The organism is Hymenobacter swuensis DY53 (assembly GCF_000576555.1).
Classification (GTDB): Bacteria; Bacteroidota; Bacteroidia; order Cytophagales; family Hymenobacteraceae; genus Hymenobacter; species Hymenobacter swuensis.
The window spans coordinates 4,001,974-4,028,311 of record NZ_CP007145.1; the positions used below are offsets into that span (position 1 = coordinate 4,001,974).

Genomic DNA, 26,338 nt, shown 5'->3' on the forward strand with positions numbered 1-26,338 from the left:
GTTTACCTTAATTGAAACGCCGGGGCGCAACTCAAATTTACGGCGTTTTTCGGGAATGTCCCGGGGCTTTTGCCGCAAATACGTCGCCCCGGCCCCCGAAACGACAAACCCCGCACCTCAAAGAGTGTGCGGGGTTTGTCGTTTCGGCTTTCTTGTCAGGTGAGCGGCTGGGCTTTACGTGGCAGCGGTTAGTAACGCACTACCACCTCCGTGGTATCAAAGGGGTGCAACGTGAAGGGCTGATGGTAGCGGGTGAATTTGCCACCGAAATTCACTTCCCAGTTCACGGTAGTTGTACTGGGCAACGTGGAATCCACAACGTGGTAACTTACAGCACCATAGTCTTTAGGGCGCAGGTCGATAGTTGAGATATAGCCCAGATCATACCAGGGCCCCCATACCGAAATCTGGTCGGGGACGGGACCAACCTTCTGCTCCACGCGAATATTCAGCCAAGCCGGCGCGGCTACCGGAATTACCAGATTACGATTTTTCCGGCCTTTTTCCACATTTGGCTCCTCGCCCCAGTGTGAGCCATGCCCGGCCTCGGAGTACGCTTTCAGCACGTAGGACGTACCCGCCGCCGCATCGAACTGGAAACTGAAACGGCCATTGGCATCGGCCTGCTGCAGGCCGGCGGCGGGTTTGTAGCCCGAGTGCAGGCCGCTGCCGCCCTGGCCATTTACCTCTATCTGGGCGTAGGGCACCGGTTTGTTGGTCATCATTTCAATAACTTGGCCTTCCACCAGCGTCAGGCCTTCTTCGGGTTTTTGACAAGCACCTACTATGCCGCTGAGGGCCGCTACGATGCAGAGAGTACGGAAATTCTTCATAGGAATCGGGAGGTTGAATACGGTAGTAAATCACGCTTTTCCCTCACTTCTCTCCCAACCACAAGCTAGTGTCATCCGACTTTATAACAACCCAATCTTATAATCTAACAGTTTATATAACAAACTCTTACGTGCATTATCTTTCTACTTTGCCGAGCCGGTAAAAAACAGAGCCCGTTCCCCTAACAAGGGAACGAGCTCGGAATGTGCAAGAAAGAAACGGAGCCGCTGTGTAGTTGCCGGTTGTGTACCGCAAGCACCATTACTCAGCTACTCCGCTGCTCTGTTACTCTTTGGCCGGGTCGCGGGAAACCAGCTTTTCCATGATGGAAGTAGAGCCGATAATGGCGGGCTTTTTAGGCTTTAGGTTTTCTTCCTTCTCGGTGAGCTTCTTGTAGAGCGTGAGGGCCTGGGCCACTACCTGGTCCATGTTGTAGTACTTATAAGTAGCCAACCGGCCTACAAAGTGCACGTTCGGCGTTTCGTCGGCCAGCTTCTTGTACTTGTTGTACAACTCAGCGTTTTCCAACCGGGGCACAGGGTAATATGGGTCGCCCTCGGCTTTCGGGTACTCGTACACCAGCGCCGTTTTGGGATGTTTCTGACCGGTGAGGGCCTTAAACTCGGTGATGCGGGTGTAGAGGTTGTCGTTGGGGTAATTTACCACCGGAGCAGCCAAGTGCTGCTCCACGTTCAGGGTTTCGTGCTTGAACTCCAGGGAGCGGTAAGGCAGTTTGCCGTACTGAAAATCGAAATACTCATCTACCGGACCCGTGAAAATCATTTCCTTAAAGGGAATGAAGTCGATGATGTCATGGTAATCGGTGTTGAGCATCACCTTAATATTGGGATGGTCCAGCAGCCGCTCAAACATGCGGGTGTAGCCGTGCAGCGGCATGGCCTGATAGGTATCAGTAAAGTACCGGTCGTCGCGGTTAGTGCGGGTAGGCACCCGGCTGGTCACCGACTTATCCAACTCCGAGGGGTCCATACCCCACTGCTTACGGGTATAGTTCTTGAAGAACTTCTCATACAGTTCCCGGCCTACCTTACTCACCACTACGTCTTCGGAAGTGCGGATAACGGGCACCTGCTCCGCCACCGATTCGAAGAACTGTTCCACCTCAAAGCTGTTGAGTGAAAGGCCGTAGAGTTTGTTGATGGTATCGAGGTTAATGGGCATGGGCACCATCTGGCCATCAACCGAGGCCAGCACACGGTGCTCGTAAGGGCGCCAGTCGGTGAAGTTAGAAAGGTACTCGAAGACGTCCTTGGAGTTGGTGTGGAAGATGTGCGGCCCGTATTTGTGGACCAGAATGCCATCCTCATTGTAATGGTCGAAGGCGTTGCCGGCAATGTGGCTGCGCTTATCTACGATGAGCACTTTTTTGTTGGAACGCGTGGCTAGCCGCTCGGCCAGCACGCTACCGGCGAAACCGGCCCCTACGATGAGATAATCGAACATAGCTAGCGGTGTTTGGGGGAGATGAAAGAAAGGAGGATGCGGGAGGCGTGGATTATCAGGGCGGGGTAGCGGGCTTAGCGGCCGACAACGGGGGCGGGCGTGAGTTTATGAGTCATCAGGGCTACCATCTGGTCCCAAGTCTGGTCCCAACTGATGGTGGCGAGATACGCATCGGTGCGCTGGCGCCAGTCGGCATCCTGGGTTTGAGTCAGGGCCTTTTCGATGGCGCGGCCAAACTCGTCGGCGGTGCTGGCAATCTGCACGAGGTTCAGGTCGCCGTAGGGCCGCACCACGTCGCGGATAGGCGTGCTGACCACGGGACGACCAGCGGCCAAGTACTCAGGCGTTTTGGTGGGTGAGATAAACCGCGTACTCTCGTTATCGGCAAATAGCAACGTGGCTACATCCCAACCCCGCAGGTAAGCGGGTAGTTCCTGGTAGTCTTTGCCCCCCAGGTAATGGATGTTCTGCTGGCGGGGCAGCGTGGCGGGGTCAATTTTGACCACCGGCCCGATAATGACGAACTGCCAAGCCGGATATGCATCGGCCAATTGGCGGAGTAGCTCGATATCCAGCCGCTCATCTACTACTCCAAAAAAACCGACGCGCGGGTGCGCAATACCGGCCTGATCCTGGGGCTCGGGTATTTCCTGGCGGGCCTGCCCGAAGTGGGCCTTGTCGATGCTGCTGGGAAACGGGTGGGCGTCGGAGTGCTGCTGGCGCTTGGCTTCGTAGAGCGTGTGGCCACCGGTGAATACCAAATCAGCCTTTTCGAACAGTTCCTGCTCCCGTTCGCGCAATGTGGGCGGCGCAAACTTGAACGCGGCCAGCTCATCCATGCAGTCGTACACGGTGAGGGCGGGCCGGAAGAAGCGCGACTTACCCAAGGCCATTGGGGTATAGTACCAGCAGATATACTGTGTCAGGCCCTGCCCGGCGAAATAATGGCTTAATATTTCAAACTGAGCTTGGTCGGCGACTTCGTCTTGGCCGCGCAAACGGTGGGGCAGATGCACTACCAACACTTTCAGACCATGCTGCCGCTCTTTCACCTCCAGATGCGGCTCAATCAGGTCATCGGCATGATAGAAGGCATCTTCTACGTAAAACACCCGGCCGTGCTGCGCAAAGCGCGACATTAGGTGTTGCGGGCGTTGCCACACAAAATCCCAATGCAGATGGGCAAAGCAGACCAGATCGGGCAACGAATAGGCAACGGATTCAGATTGCGGGTCGGCGGAGGCACGCATAGGTGGCTCCACTGGCGAAGGCAGCGGCATAGAGGGGAAGGAATACGATGTACAAGTACAGCTCGGCTGCTACACAGGCCTTATTTACCGAGTTGCTCCATCCTATACGCCCCTCACAGAATAAGGATATTGTCGAGGTTCGCTAATCGTCTTGGCACCGATAATCCAATCATTTTAGCTTCTATTTCCCCTGCCTTTTCTGCAATTCTCCAGCCTCAGGTCGGAGGTTTGGCACATGGGTGGCTGCGTTGCCTAGTTACAGCAGTAGCAATTGCATTTCCACGGCATCCTGCCACCCGGCGGCCATGCGCAGCCACTCCCGGCGCACGCCTACTTCCTGGAAACCAGCCGCCGTAAAGAGCCGCTGGCTCCCCGCGTTATCGGCGGCAATGGTGCAGTGCAGCTGGTGCAGCCGCAGCACCTGCTGGGCGTAGGGCAGCAGCAGAGCCAGCGCGGCCCGGGCGTAGCCGCGCTGCCGGTGCGCCGCCAGAATGGTAATGCCCACGCCAGCGCGCTGGTGCAGCGGCTCGAAGCCGAATACATCCAGCGTACCCACGGCCTCGCCGGTTGCAGCGGCGGCAATAACTAGCCGCAGCTGCCGCACCTCAAAGAAATCGGCCGCCGCGCTGTCTAAGTACTGCCGCAGCACGTGCCGCGACACAGGCGCCAGCGTGTCCGACACGCCCCACACCGCCGGGTCGTTTTCCAGCGCGTACAGGAACTCCAAGTCGTCAGCTTCCAAGGGGCGCAGAAAAATCAGGTCGGAGCGGAGCATGGCTCAGGAAATGTGGTTGTAATGTGAGAAGGATGTGAGGCATGTGGTGATGCACTCCATCGTACCTCTTTTCACTGACATGGTTCAGGGCTCTTCCGGCTCATTCGGCTTTCTTCCCTACTCCTGCACAAACGCCAGCGCGGCATCGGGGGCGGGGGCTACGGCTACGGCGGTGCCCACGGCGGGTGGGTTGGCCGTGACGCGGGTGCGCAAGTGGGTGCCCGCGGGTAGCGCCACTTCTACCTCGTAATAGCTTCCCAGAAACCGTACGGCCCGGACGTGGGCCCGCACACCGGCGGCCTCAGCGGCATGCAGCACGAGGCTTTCGGGACGCAGCAGCAGCACCGGGCCGGGCAGGCGGCGGCGCGGGGTGGCCAGCAACGCGCGCAGATCGGGGCCGTGGAGGCGGTTGTAGTCGCCGAACAGGGCGGCGGTGTACTCATTTATAGGCTGGCGGTACACCTGCTCGGGAGGCCCTTGCTGCACCAGCCGGCCCTGTTGTAGTACTAGCATTTCCTCGGCCCAAGGCAGCGTGTCGGTGGGGTCGTGCGAGACGAGCAAGCAGGTAATGTTCAGCTCCTCCCCCACTTCCCGCAGAATGGTTTGCAGCTGCTGCTTGTGCACCCGGTCGAGGTTGGAGAAGGGCTCATCCAGCAGCAGCAGGCGCGGCCCCGAGAGCAGCAGCCGCGCCAGCGCCACTCGCTGCTGCTCGCCGCCCGACAGCTGATCGGTGCGGCGGGGCAGCAGATGCGTGATACGGCAGACCTCGTACACGGCGGCAGCTTCGGCGGCGGGGCGCTTGTTGGCGTAGCGCAGCACCTGCTCCACCCGCAGCGAGTGGGGCAGGTCGGACTTCTGCGAGAGGTACACGATGCCCTCGTGGCCCGGCACCAGCACTTCCTGCGGACCTTTCACACGCCGGCCCGCAAACCGGATTTCGCCGCCCGTGGGCTGCACCAATCCCGCAATACACTGCAGCAGCGTGCTTTTCCCCGCCCCCGATTCTCCCGCCAGCGCCAGCCGCCGCCTGGCCGGTAGTCGGAAGCTCACCTGCTGCAGAGCCGTGGCCCCGCGCTCCGCCAGGCTCAGGTCGGTAACGGTTAAAAAATCTGCGGTTTCTGACATGGGCTGACAAGGAAAAGGGATACAGCCGCGCCGTAGCGCGAAGCCTTTGCTTCGCGTGTCATTGAGCAGCTACGGCCTCGCCTGCAACATTCAACGATACGCGAAGCAAAGGCTTCGCGCTACAGATTTCGCGCTACTTGCGCGGAGCTACGCTACACCGTGATGGTACCGCTAAAAACATGAGTTGCGGGGCCGCTGAGAAAGATATTGGTGAAAGAACCGTCGGGTTTCGCCTCGAAAGCTACGCGTAGGTCGCCGCCGGGAGTACGCAGGTGCACGGGGCTGCTGGCTCCGCGCTTGGAGGCTGCCAGGGCCACGGCCGTTACGCCCGTGCCGCAGCTCAGGGTTTCGTCTTCCACGCCCCGCTCATAGGTGCGCACCTGCCAGGGCTGTTCGGGCGAGGCAGGACCTTCCACAAAGTTCACGTTGGTGCCCTTCTCGCGGAACCGCTCGTTGTAGCGGATGGCGCGGCCCTCGGCAAACACGTTCAATTCGGCCAGGGTGCTGGCGGGCTGGAAACGAACCAAGTGGGGCGAGCCGGTATCGAGAAACACACCGTACTCCTCCACTTCCTGTTGGCCCAGCACGTCCTGCATACGCAGATGCACGGTGCCATCGGCCTCTACGCGCGCCTCGTGCAGACCGTCGGCGGCCATGAACCGGGTGCTGTTGTCAATGACACCCAGCTGCCGGGCAAACGCTACCGTACACCGCCCCCCATTGCCGCACATGGAGCCCACGTAGCCATCGGCATTGAAGTATACCATCTCGAAATCCAGCTGCGCGTGCTGCCGTAGCAGTACCAACCCATCGGCCCCGATGCCCCGGCGCCGGTCGCACAGGAAGCGCACCAGCTGATGGTTGCCCTCGTTGAACAGATGGTCCCGGTCGTCCATCATCACGAAGTCGTTGCCGGTGCCCTGGTATTTGTGGAAGTGCAGCGTGGTGCTCATGGGTGCAAAGGTAATAATGGGCGGATGGTTGAATTGGTGAACTGTCATTGCGAGGCGAAGCCGAAGCAATAACAGTTCACAAGGTCTGGCCCGCAGACCTGTTCGAAAGCCCTTCCGTTCGTGCTGACGTACGGGGCTTTAACGAAATACAGGGTTGGGAGCTGCGAAAAGGAAGGATTGCTTCGGCTCTGCCTCGCAATAACAGTTCCCCCATGCAACTATCCACCTATTCAACAATTCCCCCATCCAACCATCATTACCTTTGCGGCATGTACACGTTTCTGACCACCAGCCCCTGGGCCGATTACGAACTGCTAGACGCCGGTAACTTTGAGAAGCTGGAGCGCTTCGGTAAGCATATTCTGGCCCGGCCTGAGCCCCAGGCTATCTGGGACCCGCACCTGCCCGCCTCGGAGTGGCAGCGCGCCAACGCCATTTTCACCCGCGAAAAAGGCAGCCAGGAACGCGGACAGTGGAAAATAAAGGCCGGCACGCCCGAACAGTGGCTCATCGGCTACGAGCGGCCCGATGGCCTGAAGCTACGGTTCCGGCTGGGCATGTCGTCGTTTAAACATGTGGGATTGTTCCCGGAGCAAGACCCCAATTGGCAGTTCATCTTCAACCAGACGCGCAAGCGCCGGGCCGCCACGCCGCGTGTGCTCAACCTGTTTGCCTACACCGGGGCCGCTACCCTGGCCGCCCGCGCCGCCGGCGCCGACGTCACCCACCTCGATTCGGTGAAGCAAGTAAACTTCTGGGCCCGCGACAACATGGAGGCCTCCAACCTCGACGGGGTACGCTGGCTGGTGGAGGATGCTATGAAGTACGTGAAACGCGAGGTGAAGCGCGGTAGCAAGTACCAGGGCCTTATCCTCGACCCGCCCGCCTATGGCCGCGGCCCCAACGGCGAGAAGTGGCATCTGGAAGACGAGCTCAACGAAATGCTTAAGCTCTGCAAGGAGCTGCTCGACCCCGAAGACCACTTCTTTCTGGTGAACCTCTACTCGCTGGGCTTCTCGGCCCTGATTTTGGAAAACCTGGTGCACGAAATCTTCCCCCAGGCCCGCCAGACGCGCGAAATCGGGGAAATCTACCTGCACGATGCCGCAGACCGCAAGCTACCCCTAGGCACGTTCTGCCGGTTCGGAAATTAGGGTGTGTGGGTATGTGAGTGAGAGTGGAGCAACAAAAATGCCCTGTCATCTTATCCCCCATACCCTCTTACCCCTTCACCTTCATACCCTCTCCTACGTGCATCATCCGCTCCACCGTCGCCTGGCCCTTATCGATATGGGCACTAATACGTTTCATTTGCTGATTGTGGAGCTGCCGGAGCCGCGCCATGCCCAGCCCATCACGCTGCTACGCACCAAAGTGGGCGTGCGCCTGGGCGAAGGCGGCATCAGCAAGGGCCACATTGCGCCCGAGGCCTACGCCCGGGCGCTGCACACGCTGGCCGGCTTCAAGGAGGAAATAGAGCTGCACCAGGTAACCGACGTGCGCGCCACCGCCACCAGCGCCATGCGCGTCACCAGCAACGGCCCCGAGCTGGTCAAGGACATCTTCGCGCAGACCGGCATCCGGGTGGAAGTCATTGCCGGCGACCGGGAAGCCGAGCTGATTTGCGCCGGGGTGCGCCGGGCCGTGGCATTGGGGCCGGAAAAGCACCTGATTATCGACATCGGCGGCGGCTCGGTGGAGTTCATCATCGCCAACGAACAGACCATTTTTTGGAAGCAGAGCTTCGAGATTGGGGCGCAGCGGCTGCTGGATATGTTCTTCCCCGACTCCAGCGGCGTGTTTCCAGAGGCGGCCGTGGCGGCCGAGCAGGCCTACCTGCAGCAGGTGCTGGCCCCGCTGGCCGCGGCCGTGCAGGAGCACCGGCCGGTGGGGTTGGTGGGCGCGTCGGGCTCGTTTGATAGTCTGGCCGATATGCAGCTGGGCCGGCTGCGCACTGAGGCCGAGCTGCCGCCCAGCACCGAGTTAGCCCTGGAAAGCTTCCGGCGCAGCTACGCGCAGTTGCTCACGCTACCTCACGATGAGCGGGCCGCCTTGCCCGGCATCCTGCCCATGCGCGCCGACATGCTGGTGGTGGCCGGCGTACTCATCGACTACGTGTTGATGCTGACTGGCATCACCCATCTGCGCACGTCGGCTTATGCCCTCAAAGAAGGGCTGCTCGCCGAAATGCTGACGTCGTAGCTCCTGCCGTTCCAGACGCTCCGTGCATCTCAGGGATTCAGCCCTGGGACTAGTGAGGCTGAATCCGCGCTTCTTCCTTCCGTCCACCTTCTTTCTGTTTCGCTCCGTAGCCCAGGGCTTCAGCCCTGGGGCGGGGGCGGCGGACTGCTTCCCGAATATGACTCCGACCCTTTTTTCTTACAACCAGCTTTTCACCTTCACCGAAGCCGTTTTCAGCGGGATGGGCTGCTCCGATGAGGATGCTACCTTGGCTACCGAAACCTTGCTTTCTGCTGATTTGCGCGGAGTGGATTCGCACGGCGTGGCCCGGCTCATTGGCTACGTTCGCCTCTGGGAAGCCGACCGCATCAACGCCACGCCCCGCGTAGGCGTCACCTACGAAACGCCTAGCACTGCCGTGGTAGACGGCGATGGCGGCCTGGGGCTGGTAGTCGGCCCGAAAGCTATGCGGGTAGCGCTGGAAAAGGCGCGGCAGGTGGGCACCGGCTGGGTGTCGGTGAAGAACTCCAACCACTTCGGCATTGCCGGCTACCACGCCATGCAGGCCCTGGCCCACGATATGATCGGTATTGCCATGACTAATGCCTCGCCGCTGGTAGCCCCTACCTACTCGCTGGAGCGGCTGCTGGGCACCAACCCCATTGCCGTGGCCGTGCCCGCCGGCGAGCAGCCAGATTTCGTACTGGATATGGCCACCACTACCGCCGCCAATGGCAAGCTCGAAATTGCCCAGCGTAAGAACCTCCCTATCCCCGAAGGCTGGGCCCAGGATGCCGCCGGCACCAGTTCCACCGACGCCAATGCCGTGAAGAACGGGGGCGCGCTGCTGCCGCTGGGCGGGGCTACCGGTTCACACAAGGGCTACGGTCTGGGCGCGGTAGTCGATATTTTTTCAGCCGTGCTGAGCGGAGCCAACTATGGCCCTTGGGTGCCGCCCTTTGTGGCGTTTCTGCAGCCCTCGGCCAACCCCGTAGGCCTGGGCCTTGGCCACTTCTTCGGGGCCATGCGCGTGGATGCCTTCCGCCCCGCCGACGAGTTTAAGGCCCACATGGACAACTGGATTACCACCTTCCGCCAAGCCCAGGCCGTGGAAGGCCAACACGTCCTCATCCCCGGCGACCCGGAGCGCCAAACCTCCGCCGTGCGGCTCATCGAAGGCATTTCCCTGCTGGAACCAGTGTTGAAAGATCTGGAAACCGTAGGTGCCAAATTCGGCGTAAAGTTGTAGGGCAATATTCTTCCCTAGGTTCAGAAAGACAAACGGCCCGCCTGATAAATCAGGCGGGCCGTTGTTGTATAGACGACTTTACGCACTAAATCATCTGATTGTCGCGGTCCAGGAGGGTGCTCATGGCTACGTCCTGGTTCAGATACTTCGAGGAGTAGGACTCGTCAGGGCCGTTCAGGAACAGACAAGTCTGGCCACCGACGGCTTCAATGATGGCGTCTTTCTGGTCCATGGGCAATGCGGGGCAGCCCAAGCTACGGCCCAACCGGCCGTTCTGACGAATGAAATCCTCACTCACATACTCAGCCCCGTGCATTACTACGGAACGGAGCAACGCGTTGGTGTTGTAGCCTTCGTCCAGGCCCTGTAGCTTAAGGGAGCGGCCGTGCTTGCCGATGTACTCACCTTCGGTTACGTAAAACCCCAAGCTGCTCATGTTCGACTCATTCTCGTTGGAGAAGTTCGTCGCCATGTTCTCGCCGGAATTATGGCCGTGGGCTACCAGCGTATGGAATTTTACCTGCTTGGCCTCCAGGTCCAGCACCCACAGGCGCTTTTCAGTGGAAGGCAAACCGAAATCAACCACCGTCAGCAATTGTTTTTCGCCTAGCTTACCGGATTTCTCAAGGTTCAGGTAACCAGTCATGGCCTTTTCGAATACCTCGAAACGCAGACCCTGTGCCTCTACCTGCAGGTCGCGGTACAGATCGTGCAGACGTTGGTCGAACAACACGGTTTTTGTGACGGCAGCAGTGGGCAGGCGCAACTCGGCCCCCATGGTAGGCGCAGCTTTGGTGCGCATAGGCGCAGCCAGTGGGGTAGCCAAGAACAGCGAAGCCACAAACGGCAATACCCGACGCGCCATCCGACGGGCCCGACGCTTCAAACGCTGACGACGCACTACACTCTGATTTTCCATCGACACGGTTCAGTTTCGGTTTCAGATACAATAGCTGCTCGGGTGAGCGGCCGTTCACGCAGGGTTTTACGAGAACTTCCTCATTCCGGATGTCTGCACGGCGGCCAGCATCTGGAAAGAGTATAATGCGGATTCCGATATATTAATTCCCAGCCGCAAATCAAACTGGCAAAAAGAGTATCACTATACGGCAACAGAACACCGGTATTTTACTATTTATTTCCTGACTTTAGAAGCCCCAAATCCGCTCTTTTCGGCGTGACCCGCGCCGTTTCTTTTTCCAACCAATTCCCACAATTCCCACGTATGTACAACGGTACAAACTCTTGGTGGCGCAAGCTCACCCTGGCTGCGGCTGCCCTTCTAGTTCTGGGCGGCCAACCCGCCAAAGCCCAAAAAGTAGTCCTGCAGGGCTACTGGTGGGACTACTGGAACACCAACTACCCCAACGGCTGGGCCAACTACATTGCCCTGTTGGCTCCGCGCCTGAAAGCCATGGGCATCGACGCCGTATGGCTCCCGCCCAGCATTAAGAACGGCAACCAGGGCAACGGCTACTCGCCCTTCGACAACTACGATCTGGGGGATAAGTACCAAAAAGGCTTCACTGCTACCCGCCTCGGCAATAAGGACGAATTGCTGCGCGCCGTGGCCGTGCTGCACGCCAACGGCATTGAGGTGGTGCAGGACATCGTGCTGAACCACAACGACGGCGCCGGCTCCCAGACCGGCGGCGGCGGCCAGGACCCGGCCGCCTGGGAAGATGGCTCGACCAGCAAGTACAAGAACTTCCGGTACGTGAGCTACGCCAAGCCCGCCACCGACGAAACGGCCGCCAACTACCTGGCCCGCAACGGCCGCTTCCCCAAAAACTGGCAGAACTTCAACCCCAACCCCGGTAACAACTCCACCTCCGGCGACCAGAACCAGATTCTGTTCGGACCCGATATCAGCTACTATAACGGCTCCTACGGCCAGAGCTCCAACGCCACGTTCAACCCGGTGCAGGGCGCCGACTACATGCGCAACAACCAGCGCAACTGGCTGGTGTGGTACAAGAAGCAGGAAGGCTTTGATGGCGTGCGTCTGGATGCCGTGAAGCACTTTCCGGAATTTGCCATGGAGGATTTCCTCTACAACATGCAAAGCAACGCCGGCTGGGCCAACGGCGGTGCCACCATGTACGCCGTGGGCGAATGGGTAGGCGGCAGCGGCCAGATGGACAGCTGGGTGGCCAGCGTGCAGAACCGCGCCGGCACCTTCGATTTCTCGCTGCGCAACGCCCTATACAGCATCGTGAGCGGCGGCGGCAACTTTGACATCGGCTCATTGCCGACTTACCAGCAGGGCACGCGGGTGGTGCAGATCAATGGACAATTCGTACACCGCACGGTACCGTTCGTGAACAACCACGACACGTTCCGGCCCCAAGTGGGAAGCACCGGTAACTATACCGGCTGGAACACCGGTTCGGAACTGGCTCCCCACATCGACCCGTTCGACCCGCGCCTCTCGGCCGCGTATGCTGCCGCACTGGCCGTGGATGGCTCGCCGCAGATTTTCTTCGAGGACCTGTTCAACATCGGCAACACGGGTAAGCGCTACTCGCACCAGCCCACCAGCACCGTGGACCTGCCTCAGCGTTCCGACATCGAGAACCTGATCTGGTGCCACCAGAACCTGCGCTTCAAGGACGGCGCCTACAAAGTGCGCTGGCAAGCCCAGGACCACCTCGTAATTGAGCGGAGCACCAAGGCTATCATCGGTGTCAACGACAACTTCTCGACCTGGCAGAACAGCACGATTTCCTGTGATTTCGCGCCCGGCACCGTACTCAAGGACTACTCTGGGGCCAACGGCACGGCTACCGTGACGGTGAGCGGTTCGCAGACGGTGAGCATCAACACGCCGCCTTGCAACGGCACGGCCACCGGCGGCCGGCGTGGCTACTCGGTGTGGGCACCGGTGGGCATCGGCACCAACTACGTGCGCGCCGCTATGGCCACCACCCAGGAATGGGAACTGGCCGACGACCTGGGCGACTCGCACGCCTCCTCGCTGAAGCAGGGCGGGCAGCTGCCGGCTTCGTCCACTGCCTACCGCACGGCGGGCCGCATCTACGTGGAATCGGGTAAGGCCGTCTCGTATAACCTGTTCCCGACGGATGCTACCCGCAGCCTCACCGTGGAGCTGGTGAGCGGCACGAGCACCATTGTGAGCAGCAAAACCGGCACCGGCAACCTCACGGGCACTTACACGCCCACCGCCACCGGCTGGCTGACGCTGCGCGCCAAAAACGCCGTGGCCACCAACCCGGCCCAGCGTGCCTTCATCAAGGCTACCTACACCGCCCCGGCCGTACTGACGAGCACCGCCCTGCGCGAAGCCACCATCACGGCCTCCAAGGAAGCCACCGTCAGCGGGGCCGACCTAGCCGTGTACCCCAACCCCACCGCTTCTGACCGTATCGACGTGGTGGTGCAGTCGCCGAAGGAGCTGACGGCCACGCTGCGGCTGACGGACCTGCTGGGCCGCCCGGTACACGAGCAGGCCGTGCGCCTGTACCCCGGCTCCACCGAGCAGCGCCTGCGCGTAACGCGCAGCCTGCCCGCCGGCGTGTACCTGCTGAGCGTACCCGAGCTGAACCTGAGCCGGAAAGTGGTAGTGAAGTAACTGCTGACTCTATTTCATAAAAAAGCCCCGCCGGACTGTTCCGGCGGGGCTTTTTTCGTGTATTACCAATCATGTCCTACCTACAGATAACATCCTTTTTATCCGATATCAGCATTAATCCTTTTGGGTCATTTGGCAGAATTTTTACTTGGATAGAATCTCCGATGTTATGCTCCTGCGAGGTGACTCAATCATTCTCATACATACGCCCTCCGTACAGAAACTGTACTTCCGTTTGCCATGTGCTTTTCAGATAGTATGACCTCTTGACAATACCGCTAACGCACACTCCATTATTCAACAGATCAACTCTTTGCCTACCCGTGAAGGTGTACAGAACAAAAAAACCTGTCACCAGCACTAACCCAACTGCGACTTGAACTTTACCACGCATATTCTATCCAGGTCGTCTATATATGCAGCTATTGAATCATTCTCTCCTCTACTGCCACCCCCGCGCCGCCAGTTGCCGGGCGGCTGCTTCGGGATTCAGCCACTTTGATTCCAGGCCGGGGCCGCTGAGGTAGAGGCAGCCGCCCTCCCCCACCGTGCGGATGATGGCGCGGTACTGATCCGGGGGCAAGGCGGGGCAGCCGCGGCTGTTGCCGGCTTGGCCGTGGCGCTGCAGATGCTGCTGGCTCACGTAGTCGGCGGCGTGGAGGACCACGTAGCGGCGCAGGGCGTTGTCGTTCTGGCCCGCATCGAGGCCGCGCAGGCGGCGCGAGAGGCCGTGCTTGCCGCCGTAGGTATCCTGGGTGCGGTAGAAACCCAGGGCGGTGCAGGCTGATTTCATGACGTTGGAGAAGCGCCGGGCGCGCAGGTGGCCCGAACCCCGGCCGTGGGCGACGTGGCTGCGGTGCAGCACCTGGGCCTTGCCCAAATCCAGCACCCACAAACGCTTTTCGGAGGAAGGCAGATCCATATCGGCCACGGCTAGTATACCCGGCTGGCTGATTTTGCCCGCTTGGCGCAGCATGAGGTAGCCCACGCAGGCCCGTTCCAGTACTTCCGGGCGCGGCATTTCCGCTTCGGGGCCGAGCTTGGCCCGCAGCTGCCGCACAGCCTGGCGCAGCGAATCGGGCACGGCAGCTAGCGGCTCCAATGGCGTCAGGCGCAAGGAATCGGGCAAGGCAGGTGCGGCGGAGGAATCGGGAGCTGGAGCAACGGCTACGGCGGCGCGGGCCGCTACCGCCTCACCCGCCCAGGATTGGCAACCGGCCAGCACTACTCCCGTCAGCAGCAGCCCTACTGCTGACTGCCAGCGGCCAAAAAACGAACAAAAAGTAGCAGTAGAACGCATAGGAACGGGGTAAATACCGCCCGAAAATCCGTATTCGGCGCGCTGCATCCAAGCCAACAGGTCCGGCATAACGGTCGGCGTACTACTTAACTAAGCGAAAAGCCTCTTTCCCGCTACGGAAAGAGGCTTTTGCCTTACCAACGCTTGCCGGAATAATACGGCGCGGAGCGGGCGTGATTCCGGCAGCGCGCCGCCGCCTGCTGCTCCGTCAGTCGCCGCCGCGTAGGCAGCGGCACCGGCGGCGGCCCAACAGGCACCGATATGGTTGATAGGTTCAGCGGCGAGGAAATCAGACCAATGGAAAGAGCGGAATTCGAGAAAATTGACATGGGGAAGAATCTTAGGAAGTGAAGAAAATGGGGCTGATTTTCGGTCCGGCAACTCGTTTAGCCGTCGGGCCGGCCCTGGGGCGAACGGGGCAGCGGAACGATGTCGGAACAACATCAGCTTCCGACAACCGGCCCGACGGCTAGAAAAGCCGTCGGACCGGGGCTGCCGGGCCGGAGCCGCTAAAACAGCACGCTGGCGTTGAGCTTGGCGTAGAAGGGCGTACCGGGCGTGAAATGCAACTCCGAAACTGGCGCGGCCTCATTGCGGAGGCGGGTGGTGGTATCAAACTGGGCCTGGTTCCATTCCACGTTCAGCAGGTTTTCCACGGTGGCGCCCACCTGAAAACGGCGTTTGGTGTAGGTGGCCACGGCATCGAACAGGAAGTAGCCCTTGGCCCGCACCGAGTTGTCCTCGTTGGCGGGGCGGGAATCGATGTGGCGGTAGCGCAGGCTGGCGCTGAAGCCACCGGGCCGCCGCAGCGTGAGGCCGCCCACGCTGGTAAACGTAGGGGCCAGCGGAATGCGGTTGGCCGAGCTGGGCTCGCCCACCAGGCGGCCCCGGTTGAAGTTCAGATCCACATCGGCAAACAGGCTGCGGGTGAGCTGGTAGCGGGCGGCTACATCGAGGCCGTAGCGGCGGGTGCGGCCGGCGCTTTCCACCACGCCTTCGTCGCCCACGTACACCAGCTCATCCTGCAGGTGCAGGGCCCACAAGGCCGTATTCACCACCAGCGCGGGCACCGGCTTGAACGTGCTGCCGGCCTCGTAGCCGAGGGCGCGGGGCAGCACGTTACCGGTCGGGTTGATAACCACGGCCCGGGCGTCGTTGGAGTGGAACCCGAACCCCGAGCGCACGAACAGCTGCACGGCCGGCGTCACATCATAATACAGATTCAGCTTGGGGCTCACCCGCGCCTTCCCGGCCCGACCCGACAGCGAATCCACCCGGTCTTCGCGGAACCGGAAGCGGAAGTAATCGGCGCGCAACGCGGCGTTGAGCGTGAGCCGATCGGTGAGGCTGAGCGTGGCGTCGAGGTAGCCGTTCAGGTTCTGCTCGTACACCCGGCCGGTTACGATGGTATCCGTCACGGTGCGCCGCACCGAGTTCAGCAGCGCCACATCAATGTCGTCGAGGCGGGTACCCAGGCCGGCGGTAGTGCGCAGACTGCGGCTGCCGAGCTGGAAATTCCGCTCGTAGGTCCCGGTGTAGCCGTAGATGTTGCGGCCGTCGGTCTGCCGGATCTGGTCCCCATCCACCGGGTTGTTCAGGAAGAAGGTGAAGTTGGAGTACAGGTTGAAATCGTAGCGGGAGTAGTACACCTGCTGGCGCAGCACGGCCTCGTGGGGCAGTTCGGTAGTAAGTACCGCCGAGGCATTGGTGCGGCTGGTGGAGCCGCCTTCGGTAGGATCAATACTGCCGAAGCGCGAAATCACGCCCTCCCGAATGCCCCGCTCCGGTATCTGGCCTGAGGCGTCCCAGCGGGAGCTGAACCGGGAAGCCAGCAGCATCAGGGAGGTGCGGTCGGAAAGCTGGCCGGTGTACTTGGCCAGCCCGTTGAACCGGTTGAAGTGCTGTTTGGCGTCGAAATAGGAGTTGGTAAAGTTGTACTCGGCGGCGACGTAGGCATTTTCGGGGCCCTTACCCAGCAGGTGGCCGTTCAGGGGCAGCAGGTTCACCAGGGCCACGGCCCGGCGGGTGTCAAACTGGCCCAACTCCACTTTTACCTGGCTTTGGTCGAGGCGGGTTTTGGTGGTAAACTCCCCGGCTCCGGCCGTGGCGAAATCCCCGAACCGGGCCGTATACGGGCCTTTGTACACCCGCAGCTGGTCCACGGTTTCGGGAATCACGAAGTGAAAATCGGCGTAGCCCTGGCCGTGGGCGTGGCTGACCATGTTCACCGGCAGCCCGTCGATGCTCACGTTGAAATCGGTACCGTGGTCCACATCGAAGCCCCGGATGAAAATCTGCTCGGCCTTGCCCCCGCCCGCGTGCTGGGCAATGACGAGGCCCGGCACCAGCGGCAGTAGATCCTGGGCCGAATTGACGGGCCGCAGCAGCTTATCGATGTTGGAAATGGCGGCCAGACTCTGGTTCGGGTCGCGGGGCTGGGCCACCGTTACCTCGGCCAGCGTAAGTGAGGTGGCGGGCAGCCGCAGGGCCACGGTGCCGGTTTCGCCGGCCGCCAGTGTCAGGGTGTGGGTGCGGGGCGCGAAGCCCAGCCCGCTGGCTTGCACGGTGTAGGTGCCAGCCGGCAGCCCGCCCAGTCGGAACGTGCCCAGCGCATCGGCTGTGGTACCCCCGGGCCGGCGCAATACCTGCACGCTCACGCCGTGCAGCGGCCGGCCGGAAGCCGAATCAGCCACGGTACCGCGCACAGTGGCCGTAGTTTGCGCCCGGGCATCAACCGCACACAACGAAGCCGTCAACCCCAGGCCGACGGGTAAAATTCCATACAAGTAGAGGCGCATACAGCCGAAATACGACGCGCTAGTCAACGACTCAGAAGCCGGATGCAGCAGCGCGTCGGGTCAGAAGATAAGAGGAGGCCGGAGGGCGCACAGTCCCGAACCGGTCGGCGGCCCGTTCTTACGAGCAGCGGTTCACCTTATCCCTGCCGGGGCGGCTGGCCAATATATTCCAGGATGCCGGGCTGCACCCGGGGCTCCGCCGGCCGCTGGTAGGCTACGTACGGCTTCAGCCGCACCAAGCTAATACGCGGCGTTTCCGCCAGGCAATGCAGGTCGATGCTCTTGCCAGCCGCCAGTAGTTGGGGCGATTTTTCGGCCTTATGCTGCGCCTGCACGGCCTGCTGGTCGCCGTTGCAGGTATCGAAGCAGTCAAGGCGCAGGTAATTGCGGTGCTGGCACTCGGCACTATGCACGTACGGATGCGCGGCCGTTGGCCCCACCGGCTCCGGCCGTCCCACCAAGCCCGCGCCCAGGCCTGCCAGGTAGGGCAGCAACAGCAGCAGGATGAGGCAGTGGCGGAGCATGGGGTTGGACTAGTGAACTGGTAGTAAGATGAACGTCATTCCGAGCATGTGGCGCATCAAGCCAGTGTGCGGAGCCGAAGTCGAGAAATCTCGCGTGCTGACATTGCCAGCGTAATCAGATTACGAACGAGCGAGATTCCTCGGCTGCGCTCGGAATGACGTTCTGACAACTCATCAACTCAGCCGCTCAATCGTCCAGTAGGCGGCCATCAGGCCGATGGCGACGGAGGCGGGCACCAGCACGCGGCGCTTGTACCAGGGCTTATCGGCGGCCCAGCGGCCAATCAGCAGCCAGGCCAGCAGAATCACCGATACCTGCCCTAGCTCCACGCCCACATTGAAGGCTACCAACGACTCCACAAACATCGTCTGCGGTAAACCCAGCGTCGTTAAAGCCCCCGCGAAACCAAGGCCGTGCAGCAGTCCGAACCCGAACACCACCACAATCCGCCACGGGTTCAGACGCTCCACCACGATGTTCTCGATGGCCACGAACAGAATGGACAGCGCAATGAGTGGCTCCACCAAACTAGCCGGCGGCGACACTACACCGTACATGGCCAGCCCCAGTGTGATGGAATGCGCCACCGTGAAAGCCGTAGCCTGCCACAGCACCGGCTTCAGGCGCGGCTCCAGCAGGTACAAACTCAGCACAAATAGTACGTGGTCGATGCCCAGCGGCAGAATGTGGGTGTAGCCGAGTTGGAGGTAGGTAAAGAAGACATCGGTGCGGGAGAGTTTGCTCAGGTCAGCATCCAGCACGTGCGCGGCGGCCAGCCCCGGCAGCAACAGCAGGGCGGCGAGCAGTACGTACCGGATGAGGCGCACGGAAGACATTAGGAAAGCAGGCAGTTGAGCTACTTAGAAATTACCGCACGGCCAGCAGCTTGCGGCCCTCGTCGGCGAGGTCGAGCGTGAGGTAGGGGTTGGTGGTCAGGGCCTGCTTGATCAGGGCCTGTCCTTCGGCGGCGCGGCCGTTCTTGGTGGCTATCAGGCCGGCGCGACACAGCAGCGTGGGGTTACGGGAGTTGGTGCGGCGGGCCGTTTTCATGTACTGCTCCGCGTCCTTATACTCACCGCGCTTGTAGTGCACCCAGGCCATGGTTTCGCACACGTCGATGTTATCAGGCCGCCGGTCATACTCAATTTTGGCGTGCTTCAGGGCTTTGTCCAATTCACCGGTTTTCACGTAGGCGTAGGCCAGCTCCCGGTCGGCATAGTGACCCATGGCCTCGTTTTCGTCGGCTTCGTTGGCGGCATCGGCCAGCATAGCAATGGCTTCCTGCGCCATCTTGCGGGCTTCGGCAGGCTGGTTGTTTTGCTGATATAACTCGGCCAGTTCCTCGGTAAAGGCGTAGTCCTTCACAATGCTACGGGCTTCCTCCAAGTGCGCAATGGCCGCCGGATACTGCTGGCGGGCCTGCGCCACCCGGCCCAGTCCCGCCAGCGCATACGCGTAGTGCGGACGGGCTGCTAGGGCCAGCTGATACTGCTGCTCGGCCTGAGTCAGGTCGCCGGTAGTTTCAAAGAGGTGGCCCAGCGTCACGCGGGCCCATTCGGTCTGCTCCAGGCCGGCGTAGCCCGCCTGCACGGCCATCTTCATAGCTTCAATGGCACCCGGCAAATCCCCGTGAATTTCGCGCAGATACGATACGCGGGAGTAGGAGCGCAGATCAGGGCGCACCTGGTTCATTTTGTCGGCCATGCGCACAGCCTCGGGGTAGCGGCCCAGCTCCACGTTAGCGTCGCAGAGCAAACCATACACAAAAGCGTTGTTGGGATTGATGGCCACGGCTTTCTCCGCTACGGCCAGCCCTTCCGAAAAATGGTGCTGGGTCAGGCTTAACGACGCTTTACAGCACAAGGCCTCGAAGTTTTCGGGTTCCTGGCGCAGAGCTTCGTCCAGTAGTTTCATGGCGGCCGTATCGTAGTACGGATGGTCGCCCGTTACGCGGGCTTCCTGCATATAGGCTTCGGCCAGCAACACGCGGGCCTGGTTATCGTCGGGTTTGGAGCGCAGCCGGGCCAGTAGCCCGCTGATAGCCGCTTTGGTATTGAGCCATTCGCCACCCGCCGCCAGGTCGCCGTGGCGTTCCTTAAGCGTGGGTACGAGGTCGGGTTTCTGCGTCAGAAAAATAAGCGCCCCAGCCGCTAGAAACACCGTAATCAAGACAGGGTAAAGGTATTTTCGCATAGGTTCTGACTAGTTAATGATGGTGAAATGCGGTGGTTGATTCGGTTTTCAGGAGGCCAGTTGCTGCGCAACCGCGGCAGGAAAGTACCAGCCGGCCTTATAAAGGCCCAAACCAATCACCAAGGAAGGGAACCAGCCTGACGACCGGTTCCCTTCGGGGTGGTGAAAAGATAGCCGAACTCACCCAGGGTTCGGCTATCCACCCGTAGCAACCGGCCGTCCCGCCATGGGCGAACGGGCCGGTCAGTATTCCACGGGCTTTAGCGGGTGTGCACCAGCTTGATGGACTGCAACACCGTGCGACCGGAAGCAATAGTCAGCACGTACGTGCCGTCAGCCAGTTCAGGCCCCGCTTTCCACGACAGGTCGTAAGTACCTGGCTTGTGGTTTTTGCTGTTCATCAGGGTAGCTACCCGCCGGCCGGTCAGGTCGCTCACGTACATCGTCAGCATGCTCTTCTCGGCCACTTCGTAGTGCAGGTTGGTGCTTTCAGCGAAGGGGTTCGGATAGTTTTGCGCTACCGCTACAATAGAGGGCTTCAGACCCAGGCCGAAGGCTCCGCGCTGCGAGGTGATAGTGCTCTGCGCCTTCGTGCCGCTCCAGGGCGTCTGAGCGTATGGGAACGTAGAGCGGAACGTGGTATCGTTGGCTTCGATGCCCGTGCGGAAGGCCAGCACGTTAGTCAGGCCGTTAGTGGTTTCGTAGGGCAGACCAATGGCGGCCAGCACTACCCCACCCACGGCTTGCAGCTCAATGCGGGTCACGTCATCCTCCAGGCGCCGCCCGTTCGGGAAGCCGTCCATGTTCGGAATGGCCTGCAGCGTGGTGGTGGTATTGAAGCGGGCATCGGTGAGGCCCAGCACGGCAGCGTACAGCAGGCCTTCGGAGCTAAAATCGGCTGAGTTACGGGGCGTGGCAGGCACGGCCATGTTCAGGCGCAGCATGTCGCCACCCACGCCGGCCGCAGCGGCCGGGTTGTCGATGAGCGGCAGGAAGTTGTTGATAAATGGCTTGCCAGCGGCCAGCGGGTTGCCGGCGGGTTTGCCGGTAGCCAGCTGATATGGCCGCACATTAGGCACCCCGGTATGGAAAATCGGCAGAATATCCACCGAACGGGGTTTGGCGGGGCGCAGCAGGTATTCGGCGTAGCCACCAGCAGCAATTTTGGCGAAGGCCGTACCGGCTACATCAGCGGCCGGCGCGTTCAGCAGGGCCGAAACGCCGTCTTTGCCGTTGGCGAAGTCAAATGCGCCCAGCGAATTGCGCTGAATCCGCAACTGCCCCAGGCCGGGTACCGCCGTCCCGAAGTACCCCGCGCCCTCGGCCATGTACAGGCCCAACTCAGGGTTCGACATGTAGTCCTCGGTTGTGGCAGCTTCGGTGTAGGGCGTAGCGGCGTTCCAGGCGTCTTTGGCCCCGATGGGCTGGATAACCTCGTTGGTGAGCGGCATGCCGATGCGCGATACCTGCACCCAGTTACCGCTGTGCGTCTGGGTCCCGTCGGTATTCAGGGTGCGCATGGCGGGTCGGCTGGCGGAAGCCCAGACCCCGATTACGTAGTCCGAATCCAGGATATTGGCGGCCTGCGCACCGGTTTTACCGTCTTTCTGCAACTCCGAAATGGGAATCTGCAGCGCAATAGTGTGGGTGTTTTTCTTGGCCAGACCGTCGCGGGCCGCAGCCGTCCGAATGCCGCCCAGATCGAAAATACCGCCCAGATCCGTGAAGAACGGATCATCTACCGGTCCGCAGAATACTTTAACATTACCGACCGTCTGAATGGCACCGGTCATCAGGCTTTCATAGCTCGGTGCACCCAGGCCGGCGGCTCCCTGAATGGAGCGCGGCCCAATGTTGGGTGGTGGCACAATACCCCCGTTCACAATAGCCGTGAAAGCACCGCCGTTGCGGCTTACTTCCAGTGTGTAGGTGGCCTTCAGGTTTTGCTTGCCCAGCCGGATATTGAAGAACGTGGTGGCGTCTTCATTCACCCGCCGGAACGTGAAGCGGTAGGTAATATCGTCCTGGTTGGCGTTGGCACCGCTGTTCTTGACGTGAATCTCGTAGCGCACATTCTCGCCGAACGTATTGTAGTTCGGGCCACCCTGGGGCAGCTCCAGCGGAATGTAGTTGGCAATGATGTTGATCATCTCCGCGTTGTTGGGGTCGCGGAATGCGTACAAATCGGTGTTGTCGGCCAACGGGTCGTCGGCAATGAGGGGGGCTTCGCGGTGGCTGGAAGCTTCCAGGGGGCTGTGTTGTCCACTCCAGGCCAGCAGGCCGGCTACCGCAGTAGCTGCCAGAGACAGGTGGAGAATCGGACGCGTAAGCGTTTTCTTCATAATTAAGGATAGGTTGGGAATGGGTGAGAAATACTGCCTGAAACCAGACAGCTGCACGAGCGGTCATCAACATGATGACCGGGAAAAGCCGGAAGAAAAACGGTGTGCAAAGCGGCTCGCCTAAACAGGTAGCAAACCGGCAGAACTGCCAGCTCCGCGAAAAGCGCGAAGCAGCAGGATGAATAGCGCGGATAAGTAGTGGTGATACGGTGGCGGAGAACCTGTCGGATTTGAATAGCCGAAATCTTATACGTCTAATTTCACCGGTTACGGAACTATCCCCGTGGCAGTGCAGCACCGCAGGTTTTCCAAGTCTTTATAGGTAGTTTTCTTTGCTATTCGGCCCACTTAGTCGGGCCATCAGTTACCGCGCTTTTGTTGCGTATTTTTGCGCCATTCGGGCCGGCAACCGGTTATAGCGGTTGTTACCTTCTCGCTTTTTTCTCCGGTGCGCCCTGGCGTGCCTTCTGTCTATATGGCCAAAGTCGCAATCAACCTCTCTACCGGGAGTATTCAACAGGAAGAAATTATTGTCGGCATCGACCTGGGCACGACCAATTCTCTGGTTGCCTACATTCACCCTGACGGCCGTCAGCCGCTAGCCATCAACGACCAGGGCCGGGGTACCATCGTGCCATCGGTGGTGCATTTTCCGGCCGGTGGCGAAACTCCGATAGTGGGCACTGAAGCCAAGGATTTTCTGCTTACCGACCCGCAGAATACCATTTACTCGGTGAAGCGGCTGCTGGGCAAAAGCTATAAAGACCTGGGCCAGCACGCCCGGGACCTGGGCTATAAGGTGATTGACGACAACTCGGAAGGGCTGGTCAAGATTCGGGTAGGCGACCGGTTTTTCTCACCCATTGAGTTGTCGGCCGAGATTCTGAAGGAGCTGCGGGCCCGGGCCGAGCACGCGCTAAAGACACCTGTGAACAAGGCCGTCATTACGGTGCCCGCTTACTTCAACGACTCCCAGCGCCAAGCCACCCGCGACGCGGGCCGGCTGGCGGGCCTGGAGGTGCTGCGCATCGTGAACGAGCCCACGGCGGCGGCGCTGGCTTACGGCATCGGCCTGAACCCCGATGAGGAAAAGACCGTGGCTGTGTACGATTTGGGCGGCGGCACCTTCGACGTGAGCCTGCTACACCTGCACCAGGGCATTTTTGAAGTCTTGAGCACCAACGGCGACACGTACCTAGGCGGCGACGACCTGGACCGCGCCATTTCCGACCACTGGACCGCGCACTACAGCTTGGCTGACCATCTGCAGGACAACGGACCGCTGCAACAGGAGTTGCGGCTGCTGGCCGAATCGGCCAAGCGGTACCTGAGCCAGCACGACGACTTCGCTGGCAACCTCGGCGACGACGTGGTGGTACGACTCAGCAAAACCGAGTTCAATGCGCTGGTACAGCCCCTGGTGGACCGCACCATCACCTCCTGCCAACAGGCCCTCACCGATGCCGGCCTGACGCCCAGCCAGCTCGATGCCGTGCTGCTGGTGGGCGGCTCCACCCGCGTACCGCTGGTGTACGACGCAGTTTCGGAGTTCTTCGGACAGTCGGCCAATAAATCGCTCAACCCCGACGAAGTAGTGGCTCTGGGCGCGGCTATTCAGGCCGACATTCTGGCTGGCAACCGCCGCGACGTGCTGCTGCTGGACGTGACACCCCTCACGCTGGGCATCGAAACCCTGGGCGGGCTTATGGATCCTATTATTCCGCGCAACTCCAAAATCCCGACCAAGGCCGGCCGCCAATATACCACCTCCGTGGACGGACAGGTAAACCTGAAGATTTCGGTGTATCAAGGCGAGCGGGATTTAGTGCAGGAAAACCGCAAGCTGGCTGAGTTCGACCTGCGCGGCATTCCGGCCATGCCCGCCGGCCTGCCCAAAGTAGACGTGAATTTCCTGCTCAACGCCGACGGCATCCTGCAGGTAGAAGCCATTGAATTGCGCTCCAACACGCGCCAAGCCGTGGAAATTAAGCCCCAGTACGGCCTCACCGATGACCAGGTGGAGCAGATGCTGATGGACTCGCTCACCCACGCCCGCGAGGATGTAGCTGCCCGCATGGTGATTGAGGCCCGCACCGTGGCCGAGCAGATGCTGTATCAGGTAGAGCGGTTCGTGGCCAAGAACGGTCAGCACCTCACTCCCGAGGAAATTACCCAGACCCAGGCCGGCGTAACTACGCTGCGTGCTGCCCTCGAAACCAAGGAGAAAGACACCATCCTCAAAGCTGTGGATGAGCTGGAAGAACTCACGCGCCCCTTCGCGGAGCGCGTGATGAACATCAGCATCAGCCAGGCTATGGCCGGCAAAAAAATTGGCTGATAGTATCATTGGCTGATAGTATCACTTGACACACTAAAAAGCATAGAAAAGCCCCGCTGTCAGTACTGATGGTGGGGCTTTTCATTTTCTGTCTGCAGCTTTACACCCCGTGCTTATCCGCCAACAAGCACTAAAGAGTACAAAGGCTGTCTATAGGCCAGATTTAGTTCCATCAGCAGCCATAAACAGTATAAAAAGTTCCTATGAACCTGCACCTTGCCCGCCTCTGCGACATAGCCCAACAACATAGCCGCCGCATTATCGGGCTGATGTCGGGAACGTCCTTAGATGGGCTGGATGTAGCGCTGTGTCGCCTGCATGGGCACGGTACCACCACGCGGTTGGAGCTGGAGCAGTTTGCCACGGTGCCGTACACGGAGGAAGTACGCCGCCGCGTCCGGCAGGTATTCGCGCGGGAACAGGTCAGTCTGGAATACTTAACGCTGCTACACGCTTGGCTGGGCCGGCTGCATGCGGATATGATACTCACCTGCCTGCAGCAATGGCAGGTAGCTGCCGCCGAAATCGACCTCATTGCCAGCCACGGTCAGACGGTGTACCATGCCCCCGCTCACCAGCACCAGCAGCCCGATTTTACGGGTATTCATGCTACACTGCAACTCGGCGACGCCGACCATCTGGCCGTGGCAACCAGTATCATTACGCTCAGCGACTTCCGGCAGAAGCATGTAGCCGCCGGCGGTGAAGGGGCGCCTCTGGCCGCGTACGGTGACTATTTGCTATTAAGTAGTGCTACGGAAGAACGGCTGCTACTTAATCTGGGCGGTATTGCCAACTTCACGTATCTGCCCCAGGCCGGGGCCGATAGCACCCGCGCCTTCAGTACCGATACCGGCCCTGGCAATACCCTCCTCGATGCTGCGGTACGGGCGCATCATCCTACCCTCAGCTATGATGTCGATGGCCTCTTAGCTGCTGCCGGGCAAGTTCACCACGATTTGCTTGATGAGTTGCTACGCACTTCCTTTTTTGAAGCACCGCTGCCTAAAACAACTGGTCCCGAGTTGTTCGGTCCGGCTTACGTGCAGGCAGCCCGGCACCGTACGGGTACGCTAAATCTGCGGCTGGAAGATTTACTGGCTACTCTGGTTGAACTTAGTGCTATTGGCGTAGCGCAGGCAGCCCGGCTGGCATTCGGCCCGCAACCTGCTTTGGCGGTGTATGCCAGCGGCGGTGGGGCGCACAACCCTGCCCTTATGGCGGCCCTGCAACGGCAGCTGCCAGCCTGTTCTTTTGCCACTACCGACGCGTTGGGCATAGCACCGGATGCAAAGGAGGCTATTCTGTTTGCCGTGCTGGCTAATGAGGCCGTAGCCGGACAACCGGTCAGCATCGGGGCCGGGCGGCAACGGGTACCGGCCGTAAGTATGGGCAAAATTTCCTTGCCCGGATAACCAG

The 26,338-nt window shown here is 60.5% G+C and carries 20 protein-coding genes; 6 read left to right on the forward strand and 14 right to left on the reverse strand.

Annotated features, from left to right (window positions below; genetic code table 11):
- Positions 1–188 precede the first annotated feature (188 nt).
- The 6 genes from HSW_RS18535 to dapF all read right to left on the reverse strand — a co-directional run bounded on the left by HSW_RS18535 (position 189) and on the right by dapF (position 6,401).
- Complete coding sequence (locus HSW_RS18535) at positions 189–833, reverse strand: hypothetical protein (protein ID WP_044003210.1); 645 nt, start codon at positions 831–833, stop codon at positions 189–191.
- 286 nt (positions 834–1,119) lie between these two features.
- The gene (gene glf, locus HSW_RS18540; RefSeq protein ID WP_044003211.1) at positions 1,120–2,298 is read right to left on the reverse strand and encodes a UDP-galactopyranose mutase; all 1,179 of its coding nucleotides are present in this window, start codon (positions 2,296–2,298) and stop codon (positions 1,120–1,122) included.
- A 74-nt stretch (positions 2,299–2,372) separates the two neighbouring features.
- Positions 2,373–3,578 carry a glycosyltransferase family 1 protein gene (locus tag HSW_RS18545; protein WP_231501320.1) on the reverse strand — a complete coding sequence of 402 codons (1,206 nt, stop codon included), beginning with the start codon at positions 3,576–3,578 and terminating at the stop codon, positions 2,373–2,375.
- A gap of 226 nt (positions 3,579–3,804) precedes the next feature.
- Entirely contained in the window at positions 3,805–4,323 is a 519-nt protein-coding gene (locus HSW_RS18550) for a GNAT family N-acetyltransferase (RefSeq protein ID WP_044003212.1), read from the reverse strand.
- Positions 4,324–4,440: 117 nt separating this feature from the next.
- A complete protein-coding gene (locus tag HSW_RS18555; protein WP_044003213.1) occupies positions 4,441–5,448 on the reverse strand; it encodes an ABC transporter ATP-binding protein in 1,008 nt (335 codons plus the stop codon).
- A 152-nt stretch (positions 5,449–5,600) separates the two neighbouring features.
- Entirely contained in the window at positions 5,601–6,401 is an 801-nt protein-coding gene (gene dapF, locus HSW_RS18560) for a diaminopimelate epimerase (RefSeq protein ID WP_044005107.1), read from the reverse strand.
- Positions 6,402–6,670: 269 nt separating this feature from the next.
- Between dapF and HSW_RS18565 the strand changes: the two genes are divergently transcribed.
- The 3 genes from HSW_RS18565 (at position 6,671) to HSW_RS18575 (ending at position 9,831) form a co-directional block, all read left to right on the forward strand.
- Positions 6,671–7,555, forward strand: coding sequence for a class I SAM-dependent methyltransferase (locus HSW_RS18565; RefSeq protein WP_044003214.1), 885 nt, complete (start codon positions 6,671–6,673; stop codon positions 7,553–7,555).
- A gap of 97 nt (positions 7,556–7,652) precedes the next feature.
- Positions 7,653–8,603: a Ppx/GppA phosphatase family protein gene (locus tag HSW_RS18570; protein WP_231501321.1), complete on the forward strand. Its 951-nt coding sequence runs from the start codon at positions 7,653–7,655 to the stop codon at positions 8,601–8,603.
- A 157-nt stretch (positions 8,604–8,760) separates the two neighbouring features.
- On the forward strand, positions 8,761–9,831 hold the full coding sequence (locus tag HSW_RS18575) for an Ldh family oxidoreductase (RefSeq protein ID WP_044003216.1): 1,071 nt from the start codon (positions 8,761–8,763) through the stop codon (positions 9,829–9,831).
- 85 nt (positions 9,832–9,916) lie between these two features.
- Here HSW_RS18575 and HSW_RS18580 read toward each other — a convergent pair whose 3' ends face one another.
- Positions 9,917–10,750 carry a murein L,D-transpeptidase catalytic domain family protein gene (locus HSW_RS18580; RefSeq protein WP_044003217.1) on the reverse strand — a complete coding sequence of 278 codons (834 nt, stop codon included), beginning with the start codon at positions 10,748–10,750 and terminating at the stop codon, positions 9,917–9,919.
- A 306-nt stretch (positions 10,751–11,056) separates the two neighbouring features.
- On the opposite strand from HSW_RS18580, the gene HSW_RS18585 reads away from it, so the two are divergent.
- On the forward strand, positions 11,057–13,423 hold the full coding sequence (locus HSW_RS18585) for an alpha-amylase family glycosyl hydrolase (protein ID WP_044003218.1): 2,367 nt from the start codon (positions 11,057–11,059) through the stop codon (positions 13,421–13,423).
- A 442-nt stretch (positions 13,424–13,865) separates the two neighbouring features.
- Here HSW_RS18585 and HSW_RS23105 read toward each other — a convergent pair whose 3' ends face one another.
- The 7 genes from HSW_RS23105 to HSW_RS18615 form a co-directional block, all read right to left on the reverse strand.
- On the reverse strand, positions 13,866–14,723 hold the full coding sequence (locus HSW_RS23105; RefSeq protein ID WP_197031910.1) for a murein L,D-transpeptidase catalytic domain family protein: 858 nt from the start codon (positions 14,721–14,723) through the stop codon (positions 13,866–13,868).
- Positions 14,724–14,857: 134 nt separating this feature from the next.
- A complete protein-coding gene (locus tag HSW_RS24415; RefSeq protein ID WP_155833055.1) occupies positions 14,858–15,052 on the reverse strand; it encodes a hypothetical protein in 195 nt (64 codons plus the stop codon).
- 180 nt (positions 15,053–15,232) lie between these two features.
- Complete coding sequence (locus HSW_RS18595; protein ID WP_052346611.1) at positions 15,233–17,521, reverse strand: TonB-dependent receptor; 2,289 nt, start codon at positions 17,519–17,521, stop codon at positions 15,233–15,235.
- Between the two features lie 137 nt (positions 17,522–17,658).
- Positions 17,659–18,045, reverse strand: coding sequence for a hypothetical protein (locus HSW_RS18600; protein WP_044003219.1), 387 nt, complete (start codon positions 18,043–18,045; stop codon positions 17,659–17,661).
- Between the two features lie 174 nt (positions 18,046–18,219).
- Positions 18,220–18,882, reverse strand: a complete 663-nt coding sequence (locus tag HSW_RS18605; RefSeq protein WP_231501322.1) for a HupE/UreJ family protein — start codon at positions 18,880–18,882, stop codon at positions 18,220–18,222.
- Positions 18,883–18,913: 31 nt separating this feature from the next.
- Complete coding sequence (locus HSW_RS18610) at positions 18,914–20,239, reverse strand: tetratricopeptide repeat protein (RefSeq protein ID WP_081768493.1); 1,326 nt, start codon at positions 20,237–20,239, stop codon at positions 18,914–18,916.
- A gap of 260 nt (positions 20,240–20,499) precedes the next feature.
- A complete protein-coding gene (locus tag HSW_RS18615) occupies positions 20,500–22,581 on the reverse strand; it encodes a DUF4331 family protein (RefSeq protein ID WP_071883143.1) in 2,082 nt (693 codons plus the stop codon).
- A gap of 475 nt (positions 22,582–23,056) precedes the next feature.
- Between HSW_RS18615 and hscA the strand changes: the two genes are divergently transcribed.
- Entirely contained in the window at positions 23,057–24,919 is a 1,863-nt protein-coding gene (gene hscA / locus HSW_RS18620) for a Fe-S protein assembly chaperone HscA (RefSeq protein ID WP_044003220.1), read from the forward strand.
- A gap of 203 nt (positions 24,920–25,122) precedes the next feature.
- Positions 25,123–26,334 (forward strand): anhydro-N-acetylmuramic acid kinase, encoded by a 1,212-nt coding sequence (locus tag HSW_RS18625; protein ID WP_044003221.1) that lies wholly within the window; start codon positions 25,123–25,125, stop codon positions 26,332–26,334.
- Positions 26,335–26,338: the final 4 nt, after the last annotated feature.